We start from the raw sequence: 18995 nt of genomic DNA, 5'->3' as shown, positions 1-18995 counted from the left end.
TCCTTTACCATTCTATCCAAAGGAATGAACGATTATGCTGATTATTTACGACGGGGCGGTCTCGGCCCGAAAAATTGGTAGTAATCAGTTTTTATGTTGCCGTTATAGAGCTTTCGTTTTTTCGAAGCTTTTTTTCCATATAACTTCTCGAAATCTTGGTGAGAAGTAATAACATAAACAGACCAGGTAGGTAAATGTTCGGTAAAAGACTGCCCCATGCTTTTATACAACGCTTCTACTTCTTTTTTATCATACAAGCGCTCGCCGTATGGGGGGTTTGTGACCAGGCAGCCATATTCCCCTTTCGAATAAAAATCAGCAACCTGCATCTGTTTAAAGGAAACCACATCGAAAAGACCTGCCTCCATGGCATTTTCTTCAGCTAATTTCACATTATTGTGATCAATGTCTGAGCCCTGGATATCGAGAAGCTGCTCATAATCCGCACTTGCTTCAGCTTCTTCTCTTGCTTCATCCCAAATATTCTGGGGCATCCACGGCCACGCTTCTGCAGCAAATTTCCGGTTAAAACCAGGGGCGATATTTTGTCCGATTAACGCAGCTTCAATCGGGATGGTACCAGAACCGCATAATGGATCTGCAAATGGTTTGTCCGGTTTCCAATTGGTCAGCATAATCATCGCAGCAGCGAGCGTTTCCTTTAAAGGAGCCCGACTGTGAAGCGGACGATATCCGCGTTTATGGAGACCCTCTCCACTGGTGTCAATCGTGAGGGTGGCTATATCTTTATGAAGAGCCACTTCAATTTTATAGAGAGCGCCGTTTTCTTTGAACCAGTCCGTATGGTATGTTTTTTTTAATTTTTCCACGACAGCTTTTTTTACAATGGCCTGACAATCTGAAATGCTGAACAACGTAGATTTTACGGACCTTCCCGTAACGGGAAATTCCGCATTTTCCGGCAAAAATTCCTCCCATGGGGCTGCTTTTGTTTTCTCAAATAATTCATCAAAGCTGAATGCATTAAATTCAGCTACTTTAATTTTGACCCGGTCTGCCGTACGAAGCCACAAGTTTGTGCGGGCGATGGCAGAATAAGGTCCGGTAAACTCCACTTTTCCATTCTCTGTTTTTACATTATCATAGCCAAGTGCACGCACTTCTTTTGCAACTAGTGCTTCAAGCCCCATCGTGGCCGTTGCAATCAAAGTCACTTCATTTTTCATAAGGAATTCTCCTTTGCTTCATTATGTATTTAACAGAAGCTGGTTATGGTTTATATTTCACTAAAGATTAAGAAAGATTCATTATTCCTCTGGATTAGAAAGATTAGATAAATGAAAAAACCCCTGGAACAGGGGTTGGGATCAGAGGCCGAAAATATCTTGGTAAGCCATGTTCTGTCCCTTTGTGCTGCTGCGGTTATTCACCTCGCACGCCGGGGGCAGTCATCTATCTGAGAAGAAAATTAGGTTTCCTTCTCCCTTTCGTTCCGTTGAATTCCTTCCGAAAGGCGCCCCTACCAAAGTTTGGGTTTCTCGCTCGAGGGGTTTACCTCGTTCCACTCCATCCGTTTCCGGGAGGACTTCGTCACTGTGGCACTTTCAGGGTATTTAAGCCGTATTCAAAGCGAACTTAGGCTTTTTCCCCGCCGTCAGTCTTATAAAAGACTGCCCAGGCTTATTGTTTTGCCTGGCACGAACACTACAGCCGTTTCAGGCTGTGCGAGCATGGACTTTCCTCTGCGTGAATACGCAGCGACTGCCTCGATATTTTCAGCGTCATTTTTTTGTGACAAATGCTATTATATCTTTTTGTGTTTGGTTTGGCAAGCTGATTATTCTCCCACACTTTCCAGTGTTACCCATTTTCTATTTGGCTGCTTCGCAGTACGGCTTGTTTGGACAGTTTGTCTGCAGCTTTATTCTGGCTGGAAGGAATCCATTTGACAAACCACAGTTCATGAGAATCAAGAATCGTTATACAGTCTTGCAAAAGAAGCTTAAATTGATTATTTTTGGTATGCCGCTTTTCCACAGCTTCATCTACCAGCTTAGAATCCGTATTGATGGATACCAAGGGAACTTCTTTAGATTCGCACCATTGCAGCGCATGCAGCAGAGCAGAAAATTCTGCTTCATGGTTGGTGCACTGCCCCAGTGGAATTATTAAACTCTCCACAGGCCCGTTCGCATCCTTTATGAAAATACCTGCTCCTCCAGGACCTGGATTACCAGCGCTTGCGCCATCAATAAAGATTTTTAACAAGAAAAAACCTCCTGCACGCTGCTACTCGTAAAGCTTTTTACCAAATACTTCTTTCTCAAGATTCGACAACCTCTTTAAAATGTCATAATTTGTACCGCCGGCAGCAGGTGCAGACGGTACGGAAGGAGCCGAGTCCCTTGCCATTCTTGTATCCCCGGCTGATGCTGCCGGCCCTTGTTTTTTCATACGTTCGATTTCATTCTCAAGATCGCCGACTCGTTCTTCAAAAGCTTCATAATCCTGGATAATCACATCCAGATACTGGTCAACTTCATCTTTATTGTAGCCTTTCACACTGCTTTTAAAATCTTTATCAAGAATTTCTTTTGCGCTTAACCGGATAGATTGCATATTATGTTTCACCTCAACTGTCATTCTGTAATAAATGCAAGTAGTTGTCTATATTTTTTCAGAACTTAGCGAAAAAGTCAATTTGTTAAAGACATCACTCGTCACTTTGCCCCCAAAACTCTTTCTCTTTTTCTTCTCTCGCCGTCTCTTCCAAGTCTTCCGGGGTAATAAAAAAAATGGGATAGTCTGCTTGTTCGCCACGACGCTGCGCAGAGTGCAGATAATACTTCGGAGTACCTTCCTGCTCTTCTGTGTACAATAGAAGGAGTCCGTCGGTTTTCAAAATGATGAAATCATTTTTCGCACGCAGCTGGCCGGGATTGTCATATTCCTGTTTGGATATGGAATCTACGAAATCCGCATGGGATAAAATAAATTCGTAATCCTGCTTTGCTTGCTCCGGCCAAATTTTTTGCTGATTTAAAAATGGGGTAAGTACCGCAAGCTTTAACTCCGGGTAGGTGGTTTTTAGAGATAAAACCACGTCTGCGGTCCATAGCTCAACTCCCGGCTGGCCGGAAATGACAATCCACTCGATTCCTTCCTCAACAAAAGCGATTATGCGTTTTTCGAGTGCCTTTTTTATATAATCAATTTCTTTTGCATCCGGTTGGAAAATTCCCAATTCAGCAGGCTTATAGCCGCTTACGGCAAGTACTTTCATCGGGGTTCCTCCTTTAAGTATAAGAAACCGGGCAGATCAATCGCCCGGTTCATGGCTAAAATAGGCGAGGGCGCCTCGGTCTTGGTCCCTGGCCAGGGCCGCAATTAAAATGCTGATTGTATACTTCATTTACCGTAGATTCCGTCTGCGGGTATGAATGATAATGTTTATACAAATGCTTATTCACATTTGTAGTGTGGACAGGATGAACTTCTGGTACAATATATTCGTTACATTGATAATTTTTCTTTTCAGTGACAGGATGATTAACGGCAGGCATCATATGCGTTTTCTTGCCGTTATTATTGTTCATAGCCTGGGTGCCCATGACATTATTCTTGTTGTTCTTACCATGCATACCCATGACATTATTGCTGTTATTATTATTGTTGTTCATGCCGTGCATACCCATGACATTATTCTTGTTGTTCTTACCATGCATACCCATAACATTATTGCTGTTATTATTATTGTTGTTCATGCCGTGCATACCCATGACATTATTGCTGTTGTTATTGTTATTCATGCCGTGCATACCCATGACATTATTGCTGTTATTATTATTGTTGTTCATGCCGTGCATACCCATGACATTATTGCCGTTGTTATTATTGTTGTTCATGCCGTGCATACCCATGACATTATTGCTGTTATTATTATTGTTGTTCATGCCATACATACCCATCATGTTGCCGCCATTATTATTCATCCCATTGTTATTATTTGGTCTTCTTTTTCCGAACAAAACAGTTCCCCTCCTTTTCTGTACTATACAGCCTATGACGCGGAGGAGATACATGTACTAGGGAAATCATCTATTTTCACGGATGAATGTTTCGACAATATCAATCAATGCCCGCCAGCATCAGACAATCCAAATTTGTCAGAATATTGATAAAAGTGTTGAAATTAATGATTTTCTGCGCTTGCCCGGGAAATAATTGCCGGTTATTTCTGCATTTATTTCCCTTGTGATTTGCTGCGGAGTCGTTCTTCTCTTATTAAAATTTCCCGAAGGCTGCGTTTGTCCTGTTCTCCACTGTAAATCTCAAGCTTTTGTTCACGGGCCTTCACGGTATAATTTAAGGCCAGGTCAATATCTTGTTGTTTATGCTCGGCAAATTTAGCAAGCTCCACCGCCGCTTCAATCTGCAGCGGTCCTTTTAATTCCATCACTTTTTGAAAATACATGTTTGCTTTTTCATGCCGTTTTTGCTTCTTAAGCAATTTCCCAAGTGAAAAAGCACAAGAAGCGTACCAGGTTTCTTCTGAATTTATTGATGCCAGAGCTTTCTCATAACACCAGGCAGCTTTCTCAGGCTCTCCACTCGCTTCGTACCAGCGTCCGATTTCAAATTTCTCCTGATCCGGAGTCCTGCGGTTCAAGACCCGCTTTGATAAATCAATATACAGTGTAATCAGTGACAGGACATCCCATTCGTTATGCTTTAGAACACCTTCTATCAGCTCTGGATGTTTTTCCTCTAAAAAATCGAAATAAAGCATGGGGGCAAGATACCCCGGGGTATCGTCAGTCCTTTCAAATCCTAGTATTTCTTTTTCTACCACGGAAAGCCGGCATGATTCCAGCTGATGCTTAAACAGCCTTCTCGCTGCATGCAGTAAATCAAAGTGTCCGAATGCAGGAAGCTTAGGAACTTCGTTTCGTACAAACGTATGCCTGGTTTTCAGCTGTGGCCAGTCAAACGATTTTCCATTATAAGTGACAAGATGGCGCTCCGGAGGCATATCTTTTAAAAAGTGATAATAAAAAGCAACCTCTGCTTCGGGGCCAGGCAGAAAGAACTGCCGCACGAGCACTTCTTTTTCAGTCAGGCGCGCGCCGCCGAGTATAAAGATCATGTTGCCGGCACCGCTGTTTAATCCGGTCGTTTCTGTATCGAAAAATAACAAATCTTCAGGTTTTCTATGCTCCGGATGGAGTGGATGGTAGGCGGTTTCTTTTTCCCACTGTTCAAACACATCAAGCAGTTCGGAAAATCGATAATTACCATGCTGATGATCAAATTCATAAGTAACGTCACGCTTCCACGTCACATTTCCGTCGAAGAAAAGCGGAGAAGCAGAGAGGTCTTTCCATTTCTTTTCAAAAGGAAGTTCTGCGGCTTTTTGCATTTCCGCCCCCGTGTTTGGAGGTTTATATACTCTTTCTTTCTGATCAGCAGCCGAGCTGAGGTGTTGCTTCATTCGATTCAGTTTATTTTTCATCTTCACGTTTTCTGGTCACCTCCATCAGTTGAATCAGTCGGAGGGTCAGCCATTTCGCTTCTTCTTCCAGGTTAAGATCCGAGCCGACACATGATGGGCAGCCGCCTGCACATGGGCACGCTGCAATGAGCTGCCTCGTCCGCTTCAAAAGCTCAGGCAAGGAACGGTAAACCGCTTCAGATAAGCCGACTCCTCCGGGATAGCGGTCATATAAAAAAATAGTCGGCTGTTCAGAATGAGTTGCTTTCATTTGCGGGACGACATGAAGATCGCCGGGGGCGCACATCACATGCACTGGCGCCACATGCCGAAGAACATTTGCCAGACCTATTAAAGCCTGTTCAAGATCGTCCTTTCCTAACTCATAGATAATTATTTCTGAAAAGCTGATCCAGCATGCGTTTGAATGCAGTTCCTCTTCCGGCAGATGAATCGGACCGGATCCGATGTTTTCGAATGTAGTCAGTTTAATTTTCTTAAATATGGTTGCTTTTGCATTGACCATAACATCTCCGAAAGCCCATTCCACTGCGTTATGAAATTGTTTTTTATCCTCTTCAAGCACTTTTAAATCGACGGCAAGATTCGCATCGGTGTAATATTCCACCTGAACTTCTTCCACATATGCCTTTTTTTCCTCCCAATCAAGGTCCTTCACCTGGTATTGAACGCCTTGATGCAGATATACCGCTTCGTCATGAAGAAGAGTCATAGCACTGAATCGGTCCATTTCTCCTATGACCGTGGAATGAGAAGGTATGGTTTGGTCTATAATAACGACATTTTCCTGCGAAGCAGAGCGCAGACTTATCCCGTGGGCGGGAAAAGTGTCATTCATCCAATACCACTTGGAGCCGCGGTGATGAAGCACCTGTTCTTCTGTTAAATACTCTAATATATCCTCCAGATTTACGCCGTCAAACGTTTCGCCTTCCCTAAACGGTAATTCAAATGCTGCACATTTTACATGGTCTACGAGGATGACGAGATTATCTGGATGAATGCGTGCGGATTCCGGGCTTTTATCAAAAAAATATTCGGGGTGCTGAACCATATATTGATCCAGAGGTGCAGAGCTTGCCACCATTAATATTAATGATTCATCCTGGCGGCGGCCCGCCCGTCCTGCCTGCTGCCAGGCACTTGCCACCGAGCCGGGATAGCCGGTCATAATGCAGACCTGCAGCTGGCCTATATCGACTCCGAGCTCAAGAGCATTCGTACTGATGACACCAAGAATATCGCCCTTCCGGAGGCCCTGCTCGATTTCTCTTCGCTGTTTTGGAAGATACCCCCCGCGATATCCACGAATCGATTTTGCGCCAAGTTCTTTTTTTACCAGCTCCTGGAGATGACTAAGTATGACCTCGACTCTGACCCTGCTCTTTGCGAATACTATTGTCTGAACTTTCTCTTTGAGAAAAGCTGCCGCGATTTTGTTTACCTCGGAAGTGGCTCCTTTTCGCACATTTAAAGATTCATTTACAAGAGGCGGGTTATAAAACACAAAATGCTTTCGTCCACTGGGGGACCCATTATTATTAATCAGTTGAAAGGTCTCACCGGTCAATGTTTCTGCCAGTTCCTGCGGGTTGGCTATTGTTGCGGATGTGCTGATAAAAACAGGACTGCTCCCATAATAGGCGGCAATCCGCTTCAGTCTACGGATAACATTTGCTACATGGCTCCCGAATACACCGCGGTAAGTGTGAAGTTCATCGACAATAATGTACTTTAAATTCTCAAAAAGAGAGATCCATTTCGTATGATGCGGCAGAATGGCTGAATGGAGCATATCAGGGTTTGTAATGACGATGTGGCCTGCCCTGCGGACAGCCTGTCTAATATTTGGCGATGTATCTCCATCGTACGTATAGCTTTTTATATTAACTCCGATTTCATCTATCAACTCATTTAATTCACTTTTCTGATCTTGAGCGAGTGCTTTGGTCGGAAACAGATAAAGGGCACGGCTTTCTTTATTATCGAGGATGGACTGCAGCACCGGCAGGTTGTAGCATAACGTTTTGCCAGAAGCTGTCGGCGTGACAGCTACGGTGTGCTGCTGTTGATTATAGCTGCGTTCAAAAGTGGCAGCCTGATGAGAATACAAGGATTTTATTCCCCGCTTGTTCAAGGCATGAATAAGCCTTTTATTAACTGCTTCCGGAAACGCTGCAAAAGAAGCAGGTTTTTCTTCGATTGTGTGCCAATGTTCTATGTTATCTCTTAACTCCGGTTCTGTTTTCATCCACTGAATCAGTTCCGGAAGGGTTTTTTTTCGCATCCAAATCACCTCAATTCCTTCTATTATAGCGAATATATGTTTGATTTTCTAATATTTTTAATTACCCTTTCTAACACTCAGAGACATAATCAGCTTTTCATCAAAAAAAATACCCTTCTCAGGGTATGGTCACTGTGTAATGAGAACTATTCCGTTTCCCCTGCGGTCATTAATTTCTCTTTCCCTTCAGGTTCGAAAGAGCCCACCCTTTCACGGTAGAGAGAAAACAATTCTTCATCATTTAAACGAAGCAGCAGGGAGCGGGGGATCCCGCAGAAAGATTCTAATTCTCTGATGACGGTCGTGCGATCCATGCTTTTCATGAATCTGCCTCCTGTATAACAGAGTGAGTTGCTTGTCTCCTATTATATAGAATATGAACAGTGCTTTCAAAACATTCTGATTTTTATTTTAATAATAAAGAAAACACCGACAAACCAAGGCCGGTGTTTAGATATATTCTTTAAGGAAGTTTCATCTAATGAAAAGTGTAATAACCTGGGGTTCATTCAAATCTATCTTTATCGAGCTGTGTGATACTCATTGATCATCTGCAGTACGGATTTATCTTCCTTTGTTGGTGTAAATCTGCGTTCATTTGTTTTTGTTTGTGTCTTTTTCATGGTAACCCCTCCCATTTTGTTATATGTTAAATAGTATTATAAACTGTTGTTATAATACAGTCAAGAGATAAAAATAAAAAACCACTCTCTTTTTTGAGAGAGCGGTTCCTTATTCAAATAATAATTTATCGAGTTCCTGAACGAGCTCAAGAATTTCAGGCTTACTAACCTGAGCATCAGCACCGACTTTGCTCCCTTTGTGGTATAAATCTTCCGAAATGAGTGAAGAAAATATAACGACAGGAAGGTGTTTTAATACAGGATCCTCTTTTATCCTCACTGTTAAGTGGTGTCCGTCCATTTTTGGCATTTCGATGTCTGTGATAAGCAGGTCAATAATTTCTTCCTCTGCAGCCTTAGATTGCAGAGCCTGCCACGCTTCCTTACCATCTTCAAAAATATGCAAAGATGTGTAACCTGCTTCACATAGTGTGTCTTCGAGCAGTTTACGCAAAACCGGAGAATCCTCCGCGATATATATAGATTTTATGGAACGGTCTTTGGAGGGAAGCTGCGTAAGCGCTTGTTTATCTATACCAGCCTGCGGCGCAATATCCATCACAATCTTTTCGTAATCTAATAAAAGAGCCATTCTCTGTTCAAGTTTAACGATACCAATTGTGTGGGCCTGATGTCCTCTCGACAGTTCTCCTGGTTTCTCAATCTGCTCCCAGGAAATGCGGTGAATTCTAGATACTGAATGAACATGAAAGGCGACCTTCATTTTATTTAATTCCCCGATAATAAACTTATCCTGTCCTGTTTGTTCAGGGGCCTGGTATTCCAGCACCTCAGCCAAGTCAATTACGGGGATAACTTCCTTACGAAGACGTATAATTCCTTTCATATGAGAATGCCGGTTCGGTGTTTCAGTTATTTCTACGGGCTGAATTATTTCTCGAACTTTTAAAACATTAATACCAAATGTCCCTGTTCCTACCATAAACATAACAATTTCCAGTTCATTCGTACCACTATCGAGCAAAATATCAGTTTGATTTGTAACAGACATCATCCATCCTCCATCGTATAATTTCTTGATTGTAGTGCTTTTTAGTTATGTACCGTGTTGTTGACGGAATATTCCCTTCATATTTATTATATCGGAGAATTAGTGAAGTTTTTTAATAAAGAAAAACCAGGTCCGCAATGGACCTGGCAGCTCTTGATTATTATAAGTTGACAGTGACGTCTCCTTCTTCGCGGAGCTCTTCAACAAGCTTCTGAACTTCCTCGCCTTCCTTTTGTGTGGCAAGCTGTTCTTCAAGCTGTGGTTTCATTTCTTCAAATGACGGTACTTCTGCTTCCTCGCCATCTTCACCTTCACCGCCGCCCATTTGTTCCTGCTGGGCAGTCATTTGATCATAGGCTTCTTCTAGCTCTTCATCGGATACTTCGATTTCACCGGCTTCTTCTTCTACCAGCTGATCAACCTTTACTTGAGTTTCAATATCTGACTGAAGATCCTCTTCTGTATAACCCTGCTCTTCAAGAGCAGTTTTAAATTCTTCATCAGATCCGAATTGCTCCTTTAAGGAATCCATTTCCGCATCTACATCTTCTTGAGAAACTTCAAAATCACGGCTGTCGGCTTCTTGAATAAGAAGCTCCTGACCGATCATCTGTTCTACAGTCTGCTCCTGCAGCTGTTTTTCCATTTCTTTATCTTCTTGCGGGTTCATTCCCTGCATTGCATACGTTTGCATTGCTGTTGTGTATTGTGCTTCAAAATCTTCTTTTTGAAGTTCTTCTCCGTTTACATCAGCTACGACATCAGGAATATCAGAGAAATCGGGCTCAGGCATTTCTTCCTGTGCCTGCTCCGGGTTTTCTTCCGGCGCTTCTTCGCCGCCTTCGCTTTCGCCTTCACTGCTATTTCCAGCAGGCTCTTCTTCCTGCGAATTATTATTTTCTCCAGCAGACTCATCGGAATCCACATCACCGCATGCAGCTATTACAGATACAGAAACGGCAAGGGATACACTTAATAACCATTTTTTACTCAACGTCATACTCCTTTCCAAATCCATGCTGTCGGTTATTGTAACATATCCGAAGGGAGTATATACACTTAAGCATAGAGAATAAAAATTCGTTTGACTTCAGGCTTATACAATTTTACATTTTTTTTTGGTACAAGTCTTGTCATACCAAGGATGAGCAAATATTCATAATAAAACTGAGAATGATTATGTAAAATTCTATGACTTTCGTTGAATAATTCTAAAAGTAGAAATCACCATATAAACTTACAGAAAAAGCACTCCAGCTAAATATGTCTGGAATGCTTTTTTCATTAACAGCAGTCACTGCCGGGACCATTCATGACAAGACCAGGCTGGCCGTCAATGTTTGATTTTACATCAAGGGTCACACCAGAGACATGCTCTGCAATCTGCTCTTCAATAGCAACATCTAATCCATTGATTTCTCTTCTGACATCAGTGCTTTCTGGCTCATCCAGAGCCAGCCCGAATTTTGGCCCGCCTCAGCCCATGCCAGAGAAAACTACGCGAATGGTAGACATACTTTGTTCTTTCATTACATCTTCAATAAATTGCTTCGCGCGATCTGTGATTTGCAAGTACCTTCACCTCTTTCCCTATTTATTGTAAAGGATCTGTAAGGAATTGAAAATTAGTTTGCTTCAAATTTATTTAGATTTTTCTTGTCAAGAAAGCGGCGGAAATTTCCGTATGCGATTCCTTTTACTATGTCTTTAGAAAAATGACGAAGGAGGTGATCGACCAGGATGGGATAATCTTCTGGACCCTGAATGGAAGTGACTGTATGGTCTATACCGTCAAAATCCGATCCTATCCCAATAATGCGTTCAGCGCCAATGCTGCAGGCATGATCAATCTGGCGTGTGAATTCTAAAAGAGCGGCCTCGCTGCTGCCATTGATAAATAAAGGATAAAAGGTCAATCCAATAAACCCATCTTTTTCCTTGACAGCTTGAATCTGGGCATCTGTCAGGTTGCGCGGATGGTTATAGATACTTTTAATATTTGTGTGGCTTACAAGAAATCGATCTGCGTGTTCCAACGCTTCCCAAAACCCCTTTTCATTTAAATGTGCCCCGTCTACGATAATGTTATTACTGTTCTGCCAGGCAATAAATCTTTTTCCGGCTGCTTTTATTCCTAAATGAGAAGGCTGAGAACTCCCATAGGCCAGTGCATTTTCCTCATTCCATGTCAGTGAGGCCATCGAAACGCCCGATTCCAACAGCTTTTGCTGCAAAGATTGATCTTCTCCAGGTAAAGAGGCCCCCTCTAAGGCAAGAATAGCTTCCGTGGAAGCTGGTAACGCCGGTTTAATTTGCGAATGAAACAGCTCCATCTGCCGCTTCAGTTCGTGACGCTGTTTTTTTATTGGCCAGTGTGGAGGTACATATAAGGCAAAAACCTGAGTTTTTACATTTCCGTTCTTTAAAGAATTTTTGTTCACAGTGACGCGGCTGGACGTAAATGGTACTGACTGCTGCGTCATTTTCCATAGGGCGTCACAATGAGCATCCGCAATATACAATAATATCACCACTTTTTTTCTATAAAGATTACTTGATATATTCATATGTATAAAGTAAGAAAGCCGTCCCTGTCCTCTTGTGGACAAGAACGGCTGTATTATTTTTCAGAAGTAATACGAGCTTTTATGCCTAATGCAATCGTCTCATTTTTGTTTTTCAGCGTCCAGCCTAATGACGGATGATGATCGAGCACAGGATCTGGCATGACTAATCTCAACGTACCGTTATCCGTTTGAACGTGTGGAGTATTCGTATTCGCTGATTCATCCAGAATCAGTTCGTATTTAACATTCCCTTGTCAACCACCAGTAAACCGGGAAGTGAGTACTGTTCCAGCATAACTGCGGTTTTCTATTCGAAGTTTTTCAGCTGCACGCTCTGTTATAGTAATTTCAATCATGGGTTCCTCCTGAAAGGAGCCATCTGCATATTAATGTGTGGCAAATCGCAGCGGCAGGGGCCGATGTAATAATTTCACATTTTGTGGGAGTTCCCCAGTCTTTTGAGCATCCTGTAAATGTCGATACATCTTTTTCCCGTCTACGGCATTTGCAGAATGGATTGTTATTTTCTCTGGAAACACGTTTTGTTTCAACAGATAAATAACAACTTCAAACCCATTCTTTTCTTTACTTCCCAAGTCATGATCTAAGGAAAGATGGGAAACAGGTTGTCCATCTTTCATGAGTAAAATGCATTCCTCAGCCGTTTTCGCAAGAATGTGATTATCTGGACAAGGTCTCACATCGTCAAGAAAAATATTTAGTCGTTCCATCATATCCATCCTTTAGCACTTCATTCGCGGTAAGGAACTGTTGATGTTTGTGCCTCATAAGCTATTATAACACAGTAAACTATTATTCACCAAATTCTGGAGGGATTAATTTAAGCAGCCTATCTTTCGACTTTTCATAGTTATCTACATTTAATTCTGTACCTGTTTGAGAATAGTATTCGAGGTGAAATTCAGCTCTTTCGATATGACCGGTCCGAAGCTGCTGCCATTCGCTTTGAAACCTCTGCAGGTATTCAGTGAGCAGAATTTTTTCATACTTTTGTAGATATTCACCGGCATATGGCCGCAATTTCTCCTCGAGCAGTTCCTTCCACTGACGGCTGAAATTTTCGATAAAAAACTTATGGGAGTCTCCTGCCTGCTCTGGGACTGATATATTCATGCTTTTAACGGTTGTTTCTTCAATTACTCCGATTCCTGAAAAGTCCATAAAAGGCTGCTCGATATAGACGGCGTGCATATATGCGGGTAAGCCTTGGAGAAGTTCTCTCTGCATATATTTCCAATGCTTTTCTATAAAATTCTCAATCCGAATTTGAGCTGTTCTCAGCTCCTGTGCAAGCTCACGAAAGACAAATCTAATAAGCTCGTTAGTCTGTCTTTCTAACTGTTTTTGAAAAGACTGGGACAGATTGAACTGCACCGGGCTGAAAAGTCGATTATATTCATCGAAATAACGATAAAAAACACGCTGTTTTATATAAAATAAGAGCTCTCTCCACTCTTCAGCTATTAAATGTTTATCGGTCGATATAGAATAATTGTTAAGTACTTGATAAACAAACAGGTGGTGCTGATACCTCTCATTAATTTGTGCCTGCCTCTCTGCTGCATCTAAGGACTGCTGATCAATTAATTGTTCTATTACCTGTACCGCTTGTTTTATTTCTCCTGAGCCATCGGCTGTCATTGTCTGTTGGGACAGATGGTCCACAAACGAATCTATGCACCTAATAAGCCCATCCATACCGGAAATACGGAGATTTTGTACATCCAAGTTTTGTTTAGCTGTTAAAGCTTGTTTTCCTGATATGGGATGGACTTTACGTTCTGAGAGCCCGAGCCTGGAGAGCTCTGTCGATACATAAGTAAGAACGCTTTGTACTTCCTCCCCATTTTCAGCAAGATCTGCTGCATTTACCAGAAAAAATATTTTATCGTACGTAAAGAACTGGTTCACTCTGCCTACATGTCGGAGAAACTCCTCGTCAGCTCTTCCAAATGCATGATTATAATAGCTTACAAAGAAAATTGCATCCGCACGCTTGACTTCTTGATGTGCCACGTAGCTGTGGCGGCGGTAAACGGATCCAATTCCTGGAGTATCGATTAATTGACAGCCTTTTTTTGTGAAATCGCATGAAAAATATATAGTGATATGACGTATCAGAGCCGACCGGCGTCTGTCTTTTGAAAGAGTAAGATAATCGGTGTGAGAAAGCAAATCCTGCTCTGCTAATATACTATCGTATTGAAGTCCTGCCTCGTACAGTTCCTGAACGATAGAAAATTCTTCTTCTGTTAATAATGAAAATGGGTTTTTCAGCTCCTTTCTCTCATCTTTGGAGCTCTTATTTTCTTTCTGCTTTTCTTGTTCGAGAAACAGCTGATACTCGTAAAGTAATGTTTCCCAACCACGTAACGAATCAATAAACAACGAGGCGGTTTGAAGATTATCATTTATATCCTCGATTAACTCAGAGCGGCTTTTATAGGTTACATTTACCGTGCCGTGTGGACGATCCTTCTTGGGATATACAATATAATGAACGGCGGCAGTCGTAGGAGCAGCAGAGACAGGAAGTACTTCTTCTCCGAGCAGTGCATTGGCGATGGTTGATTTACCCGCGCTAAATGCTCCAAAAAGGGATACACGGTACCGCTTTCTGCGGATTCTCGCAGCCCGCTGAGTAAGAGCTTCCTTAAGTACCAGAAGTTCTGGATAGGATTCTATTTCTCTGGCCGCATTATCAAATATATCTGCATATTTTGCGGAGGGCAGTGTCGATTTATCCTCAGAAGAGCTTTGATAATAGGCTGATAGATCGATTTCAGCCTTTTTACCAGATCGTTTCTGAGGAACAAAAATTGGCGGTTGAAGCGCCGGTAAACCGCTTTTCTCCGCTTGTACCGCAGATTTATCCAAAGTCTGCAGAAATGTTTCCGTGAAATTTTTTAATTCGTGGGATTGCTTCCACCAGCAGCGAGCTTTCTTCAATATCGTTTCTAATTCTTTTATTTGTCCCTGTATTTGCTCGGTTTGATATGCTTTTTCCAACTCTGCCGCTTTTTTTAACCCTGGCAGCAATTGAGAAACGTCTTCTTTGTACATTCTTTTTATCTCTTCTGTCAGAAATCGGCTGTACAGCAGCACGTATTCCTGAGAATATTGGGCGCCTCTTCGTTCTGCCCGGTGCAGATTTGATTTTTCTAGATTATGCTCAATGGAGAATATTTTTAGTGCCATAGAGCGGCTGTAAACACCAAAGCGTTCGCAAATGCTGCGCAGCGTTTGTTTCACATGAATTTCTACATAAGCTTTCATATTTTCATTTAGACTTTCAAGAAGACGTTCTTCCCGCAGCTCTTTTTCAGCTGCTGTTTTCTTTTTTGAAAACAGCCCTTTTATCCGAAAAAACTGCTGTCGTGATTGTAGATAGTCCTTGGCAAAATTTCTCGTATGATAAGGAGTCAGCTTTGCGTTTGTAAATATTTTATCAAACTCCCAGCGTATTTCTCTTTCTAACAGTTCTGGCAGGTGCTCAATCTGTTCCTGTCGTTCATACAAATGCCGGACTTTATTTTCAATATCTTCTAATCGTTGATAGCTTTGTAACGTGTGTTGCAGCTTGGAATCAGGCATTATCTGCTGTTCTCTTCGGTGTACCGACCGTGTAAATAGTTTGTATAAAGAACGCGCACAGGTTTTGTTGATCTCTTGTTCTGCTTGTAAAGGAACTCGAAGAAGATCAGCGCAGAAGTCCTGCCAGCTGTTTTCAAAAAGGTCAGGCTGAATCCCAGATAGAAAATAAATGTTATCTACTTCAATATGATGATTGAAGAGTGCCGCCTTTATAGAGTCTTGAAAATCGGATAAAGTCATTTCAGCCTCGTTATGTTTATCCATTTGATTGATAACAAGCGCGGGCACATGGAACTGTTCATTAAGCATTTTAAGAAAATCTATGTTTTCCTTTGATTCAGCCTGCTGGTAATCTGTGACGAAAAAAATTTTGTCCGCTTCCTGCAGGCGGGATTCTGCAGCTTCGCGGTGATGGTAATTTGATGAATCCATCCCCGGTGTATCGAGCAGCTTGAGCCCACTTGGGATATGCGGTATCGGCCGCTTCCAATAAATTTCTTCAATCTCCCTGCCATCAGTGAACCAGCTTTCCTTCAAGTCAGTTTCTGCAACGGCATTCCATGTCTCTGTCCCATAATTTTTCAACAATACTTCTTCCGCTCCATTTTCGATATGAACAATGGCAGCACTGGTTGGGATTGGATGGGCGGGAAGAAATGTCTCACCGATAACGCGGTTCAGCAAGGTTGATTTTCCAGCCGAAAACTGGCCGCAGACAGCTGCTGTGCGGACCTGTCTTTCCCATTTATGCTCAAGCCGCAGGATAGCCTTGCGATCGTCAGTATTCATGTAATCATAAGACAACAAGTATGCAGCTGCTTTTTTCAGTTCAGGGACTGGAAGATATTTATCACCGAAAAACTGTTGTCGTTTGTCCTTTTTCCAGAATGCTTTGGAAGCAGACGGGACCATCAATAGTAAGAGCTCCTTTCTGAATTATACTGCTGTATTCTTTCGGACCCTTAACGTGTAGAAAATAAGCAGTGCAGCGCCGGCAGCACTGAAAAGCGCCAGCGTTTGATACAGCCCTGCTCCGCTGAAATTCTCCATGAGCCACCCGCCGGCGAGTGCACCAGTAATTCCTGAGATTCCAAAAAACGTCGTAATAAACAGAAGATGCCCAGTGGCTTGCAGCTCTTCTGGAATTATGCGGCTTATATAGTTTAAAGATGAAAAATACATCAGGCCGAAAGTTATACCGTGCAGGATCTGAATCCAAATGATATGTACAGGATCATCAAGCGTTGACATGATGAGCCAGCGGCCGCTGTAAAGAAACCCTGCGATAATAATAAAAATCAAGGGGGGGTACCTCCGGAACCATAAAGCAGACAGGGCAAATACGGCTGCTTCTGAAACGACTCCGACAAACCATGCCTGGCCGATCATTGACTCGCCGCCTCCAAGTTCAACTACAAATAATCCGAGAAAACTATCGTTCGCCCGGTGCCCTATTGAGATTAAAAAAACTAAGCCTAAGAAATAAACAATTTCCGGCCGTTTACCTAAAGAAAGTGCGTGAACGATCGTTACAGGTTTTTTTGCCGGGGCAGTGTCACTTAATAACAATACGAGTATCAGTGCGGCGGTGCCACAAAGAAAAAAAGGAAGATAAATGATCCCCGGGCTCCATTTTTCAAGTATCCAGCCGGTGATGAGAGACGTAACGGCAAATCCGAGAGAGCCCCACATTCGAATTGATCCAAAGTTTACATGGTGCTGAAATGCCGTCTTTTGTGTAAGACTATCTCCGAGAGCGGTACAGGGGGCCAGAAACAGAAACAGGCAAAATAAAAAAAACATCATCGCCGGGTAGGACGTGACTTGAAAAAAAATAAGCGCAGCGACCAGCGTGCTTATTACACAAATAATTAAAACTCGCTTGATTGTTTTCCATTTATCACTCATATACCCCCAAAAAGGCTGAGCGAAAACGGATGCAAGCGGCCCCATCGCCATGAGGATTCCTATCTGAGATTGAGTTAACCCCTGGAATTGAAAATAAATCGGCATATATCCACTCATAATGGTTATTAAAGAATAAGCAAAAAATAAGTAAAACATTAGTGGAAGAATTCCTTTTTTTGTGTGCATGTTTCTCCTCCGCTATCTGCTGAAAAAAAAGCCGGATCTGACAGGAGCATCTGCCAGACCAAATGATCATCCAGTAGTATTAGATTAAAAAGTCTTTCTCGTAGAGATACGAGTATGGAATATCGATAAATACGTATAAATCCTCCTGTAGTGGATAGGAATACGTACGGATCATCTCCTCGCGGTGAATATCTGCATATAAATCTGATAAAATTCCATCTTTTTCATAATTCATCCGAACAATGTTCTCCAGGAAATATGGACGCCAGCTCCAGTTGCGGTTTCTTTCTTCCGCATGATATTCCCAGGCATTATCAATCCTTTTAACAGCATTTCCGGATTGTTGAAATCCTTCATTATCGCATATATAAACACGAAAGCAAATATCTTCAAGGGAGACCGCTATGCTTTTCGTAAGCTCGTCAATATCTGCGGTTTTCTTTGAATCTTTTATCTCTTCTTTTAAGCGCTGGCTTAAAATTTTACTGAGCTGCATCTGCGCTTCAATTTTTTTTCGTTCATAATTTATAAAATGACGAAAATCTTTTTTTAGAGATTCTTTATGCGCATCTTTTTTGATCATTTCCTGCTTTGGTTTCCCTAAATACGGTCCCTGGTAATAGCGGGAACCGTGGCGCCATGCATAATTCAACTGATTAAAATTACGTATTCTTTCGAATAAAAGGGAAGCCCCGATTTTTTTTGACAAGAGCGACAGGGATTGCAGCACATCACGAAACATGCTGGGAAATGATTCATCCTCCATAAATGCAAGATCGACCTTGATAATATTTGGCTTTAAATAAGCAATTTCATCAAGGTGGGTGGTGCTCTTTCCAACATCATCCAAGGCAATAAATAAGCCGAGAGATTGGGCGTATTGTACAAAATGCTTTAGATGTGACAGTTCTCCGTTAAAATCATGTTCTTTAATTTCTAATATGATATTTTGAAAGGGAAGCCCTTGTTTCTGCCATTCAAACAGCTTTTCAAAGAAAGCTTCTCCCCCGTCAGAAACAACCAGGTTTATATCAACATTTAAAAATAGATAATCAGTACGCTGCTCTTTTATGTATTGATTGAGTGCGATATGATGTATCCGCTCTTCAATTTCTAACCGGTATTCTTCTGGAATGGAAGGATCTTGAAAGAAAAAGCCCAGGCTGATGAAATCCCCTTCGTCATCCTGAAAAAAACCTAGCACCTCATAGCCTGCAACTTCAAGCTTATCGGCGCTGATAATGGGTTGAAAAAATGGAAAAACCCTATCTTTATTCATAACAACATCCAGTGCATCCATAGTTTTCACCTTCTCTTCAAAACG

Annotated in this window: 16 protein-coding genes and 1 other RNA gene; 1 reads left to right on the top strand and 16 read right to left on the bottom strand. The window is 42.0% G+C overall.

Annotated features, from left to right (window positions below):
- Positions 1–41: 41 nt before the first annotated feature.
- From ACE4RR_RS14680 to ACE4RR_RS14655, 6 genes are all read right to left on the bottom strand, one after another.
- Positions 42–1187, bottom strand: coding sequence for a THUMP domain-containing class I SAM-dependent RNA methyltransferase (locus tag ACE4RR_RS14680; protein ID WP_375536180.1), 1146 nt, complete (start codon positions 1185–1187; stop codon positions 42–44).
- A gap of 159 nt (positions 1188–1346) precedes the next feature.
- Positions 1347–1734: RNase P RNA component class B (gene rnpB, locus ACE4RR_RS14675), an RNA gene on the bottom strand.
- Positions 1735–1821: 87 nt separating this feature from the next.
- Positions 1822–2229: a reverse transcriptase-like protein gene (locus ACE4RR_RS14670; protein ID WP_375536179.1), complete on the bottom strand. Its 408-nt coding sequence runs from the start codon at positions 2227–2229 to the stop codon at positions 1822–1824.
- A gap of 21 nt (positions 2230–2250) precedes the next feature.
- Entirely contained in the window at positions 2251–2580 is a 330-nt protein-coding gene (gene gpsB, locus ACE4RR_RS14665) for a cell division regulator GpsB (protein ID WP_375536178.1), read from the bottom strand.
- A gap of 94 nt (positions 2581–2674) precedes the next feature.
- Positions 2675–3244, bottom strand: a complete 570-nt coding sequence (locus ACE4RR_RS14660; protein ID WP_375536177.1) for an SLOG family protein — start codon at positions 3242–3244, stop codon at positions 2675–2677.
- 55 nt (positions 3245–3299) lie between these two features.
- On the bottom strand, positions 3300–3524 hold the full coding sequence (locus tag ACE4RR_RS14655; protein ID WP_375536221.1) for a CotD family spore coat protein: 225 nt from the start codon (positions 3522–3524) through the stop codon (positions 3300–3302).
- Positions 3525–3527: 3 nt separating this feature from the next.
- Between ACE4RR_RS14655 and ACE4RR_RS14650 the strand changes: the two genes are divergently transcribed.
- A complete protein-coding gene (locus ACE4RR_RS14650; protein ID WP_375536176.1) occupies positions 3528–4139 on the top strand; it encodes a hypothetical protein in 612 nt (203 codons plus the stop codon).
- A 65-nt stretch (positions 4140–4204) separates the two neighbouring features.
- Here the strand turns inward: ACE4RR_RS14650 and ACE4RR_RS14645 are convergent, their stop codons facing one another.
- The 10 genes from ACE4RR_RS14645 to ACE4RR_RS14600 all read right to left on the bottom strand — a co-directional run bounded on the left by ACE4RR_RS14645 (position 4205) and on the right by ACE4RR_RS14600 (position 18971).
- Positions 4205–5473, bottom strand: a complete 1269-nt coding sequence (locus ACE4RR_RS14645; RefSeq protein ID WP_375536220.1) for a ribonuclease H-like domain-containing protein — start codon at positions 5471–5473, stop codon at positions 4205–4207.
- A complete protein-coding gene (locus ACE4RR_RS14640; RefSeq protein WP_375536219.1) occupies positions 5463–7760 on the bottom strand; it encodes a DEAD/DEAH box helicase in 2298 nt (765 codons plus the stop codon). The genes ACE4RR_RS14645 and ACE4RR_RS14640 overlap by 11 nt, the downstream gene beginning before the upstream one ends.
- A 146-nt stretch (positions 7761–7906) precedes the next feature.
- Positions 7907–8083 (bottom strand): hypothetical protein, encoded by a 177-nt coding sequence (locus ACE4RR_RS14635; RefSeq protein ID WP_375536175.1) that lies wholly within the window; start codon positions 8081–8083, stop codon positions 7907–7909.
- Positions 8084–8492: 409 nt separating this feature from the next.
- Positions 8493–9395: a chemotaxis protein gene (locus ACE4RR_RS14630; RefSeq protein ID WP_375536174.1), complete on the bottom strand. Its 903-nt coding sequence runs from the start codon at positions 9393–9395 to the stop codon at positions 8493–8495.
- A gap of 160 nt (positions 9396–9555) precedes the next feature.
- Positions 9556–10389 (bottom strand): SurA N-terminal domain-containing protein, encoded by an 834-nt coding sequence (locus tag ACE4RR_RS14625; protein WP_375536173.1) that lies wholly within the window; start codon positions 10387–10389, stop codon positions 9556–9558.
- Between the two features lie 631 nt (positions 10390–11020).
- Positions 11021–11917, bottom strand: coding sequence for a dipeptidase (locus ACE4RR_RS14620; RefSeq protein WP_375536172.1), 897 nt, complete (start codon positions 11915–11917; stop codon positions 11021–11023).
- Positions 11918–12348: 431 nt separating this feature from the next.
- Entirely contained in the window at positions 12349–12693 is a 345-nt protein-coding gene (locus ACE4RR_RS14615) for a cyclic-phosphate processing receiver domain-containing protein (RefSeq protein ID WP_375536171.1), read from the bottom strand.
- 82 nt (positions 12694–12775) lie between these two features.
- Positions 12776–16489 (bottom strand): dynamin family protein, encoded by a 3714-nt coding sequence (locus ACE4RR_RS14610; RefSeq protein WP_375536218.1) that lies wholly within the window; start codon positions 16487–16489, stop codon positions 12776–12778.
- Positions 16490–16513: 24 nt separating this feature from the next.
- A complete protein-coding gene (locus tag ACE4RR_RS14605; RefSeq protein WP_375536170.1) occupies positions 16514–17671 on the bottom strand; it encodes an MFS transporter in 1158 nt (385 codons plus the stop codon).
- 79 nt (positions 17672–17750) lie between these two features.
- Positions 17751–18971, bottom strand: a complete 1221-nt coding sequence (locus tag ACE4RR_RS14600; protein WP_375536169.1) for an EAL domain-containing protein — start codon at positions 18969–18971, stop codon at positions 17751–17753.
- Positions 18972–18995 lie beyond the last annotated feature (24 nt).

Origin of the sequence: Alteribacillus sp. HJP-4 (assembly GCF_042139015.1) — a bacterium.
GTDB lineage: Bacteria > Bacillota > Bacilli > Bacillales > Marinococcaceae > JBHIKY01.
This window is presented reverse-complemented; position numbering and strand designations above follow the sequence as displayed.

What these genes read in the sequence shown, in the direction of transcription:
- ACE4RR_RS14680 (WP_375536180.1), bottom strand. Translation starts at nt 1,187, where the DNA reads ATGAAAAATGAAGTGACTTTGATTGCAACGGCCACGATGGGGCTTGAA.
- gpsB (WP_375536178.1), bottom strand. Translation starts at nt 2,580, where the DNA reads ATGCAATCTATCCGGTTAAGCGCAAAAGAAATTCTTGATAAAGATTTT.
- ACE4RR_RS14660 (WP_375536177.1), bottom strand. Translation starts at nt 3,244, where the DNA reads ATGAAAGTACTTGCCGTAAGCGGCTATAAGCCTGCTGAATTGGGAATT.
- ACE4RR_RS14655 (WP_375536221.1), bottom strand. Translation starts at nt 3,524, where the DNA reads ATGCCTGCCGTTAATCATCCTGTCACTGAAAAGAAAAATTATCAATGT.
- ACE4RR_RS14650 (WP_375536176.1), top strand. Translation starts at nt 3,528, where the DNA reads ATGCGTTTTCTTGCCGTTATTATTGTTCATAGCCTGGGTGCCCATGAC.
- ACE4RR_RS14645 (WP_375536220.1), bottom strand. Translation starts at nt 5,473, where the DNA reads ATGAAAAATAAACTGAATCGAATGAAGCAACACCTCAGCTCGGCTGCT.
- ACE4RR_RS14640 (WP_375536219.1), bottom strand. Translation starts at nt 7,760, where the DNA reads ATGCGAAAAAAAACCCTTCCGGAACTGATTCAGTGGATGAAAACAGAA.
- ACE4RR_RS14635 (WP_375536175.1), bottom strand. Translation starts at nt 8,083, where the DNA reads ATGAAAAGCATGGATCGCACGACCGTCATCAGAGAATTAGAATCTTTC.
- ACE4RR_RS14630 (WP_375536174.1), bottom strand. Translation starts at nt 9,395, where the DNA reads ATGTCTGTTACAAATCAAACTGATATTTTGCTCGATAGTGGTACGAAT.
- ACE4RR_RS14615 (WP_375536171.1), bottom strand. Translation starts at nt 12,693, where the DNA reads ATGGAACGACTAAATATTTTTCTTGACGATGTGAGACCTTGTCCAGAT.
- ACE4RR_RS14610 (WP_375536218.1), bottom strand. Translation starts at nt 16,489, where the DNA reads ATGGTCCCGTCTGCTTCCAAAGCATTCTGGAAAAAGGACAAACGACAA.
- ACE4RR_RS14605 (WP_375536170.1), bottom strand. Translation starts at nt 17,671, where the DNA reads ATGCACACAAAAAAAGGAATTCTTCCACTAATGTTTTACTTATTTTTT.
- ACE4RR_RS14600 (WP_375536169.1), bottom strand. Translation starts at nt 18,971, where the DNA reads ATGGATGCACTGGATGTTGTTATGAATAAAGATAGGGTTTTTCCATTT.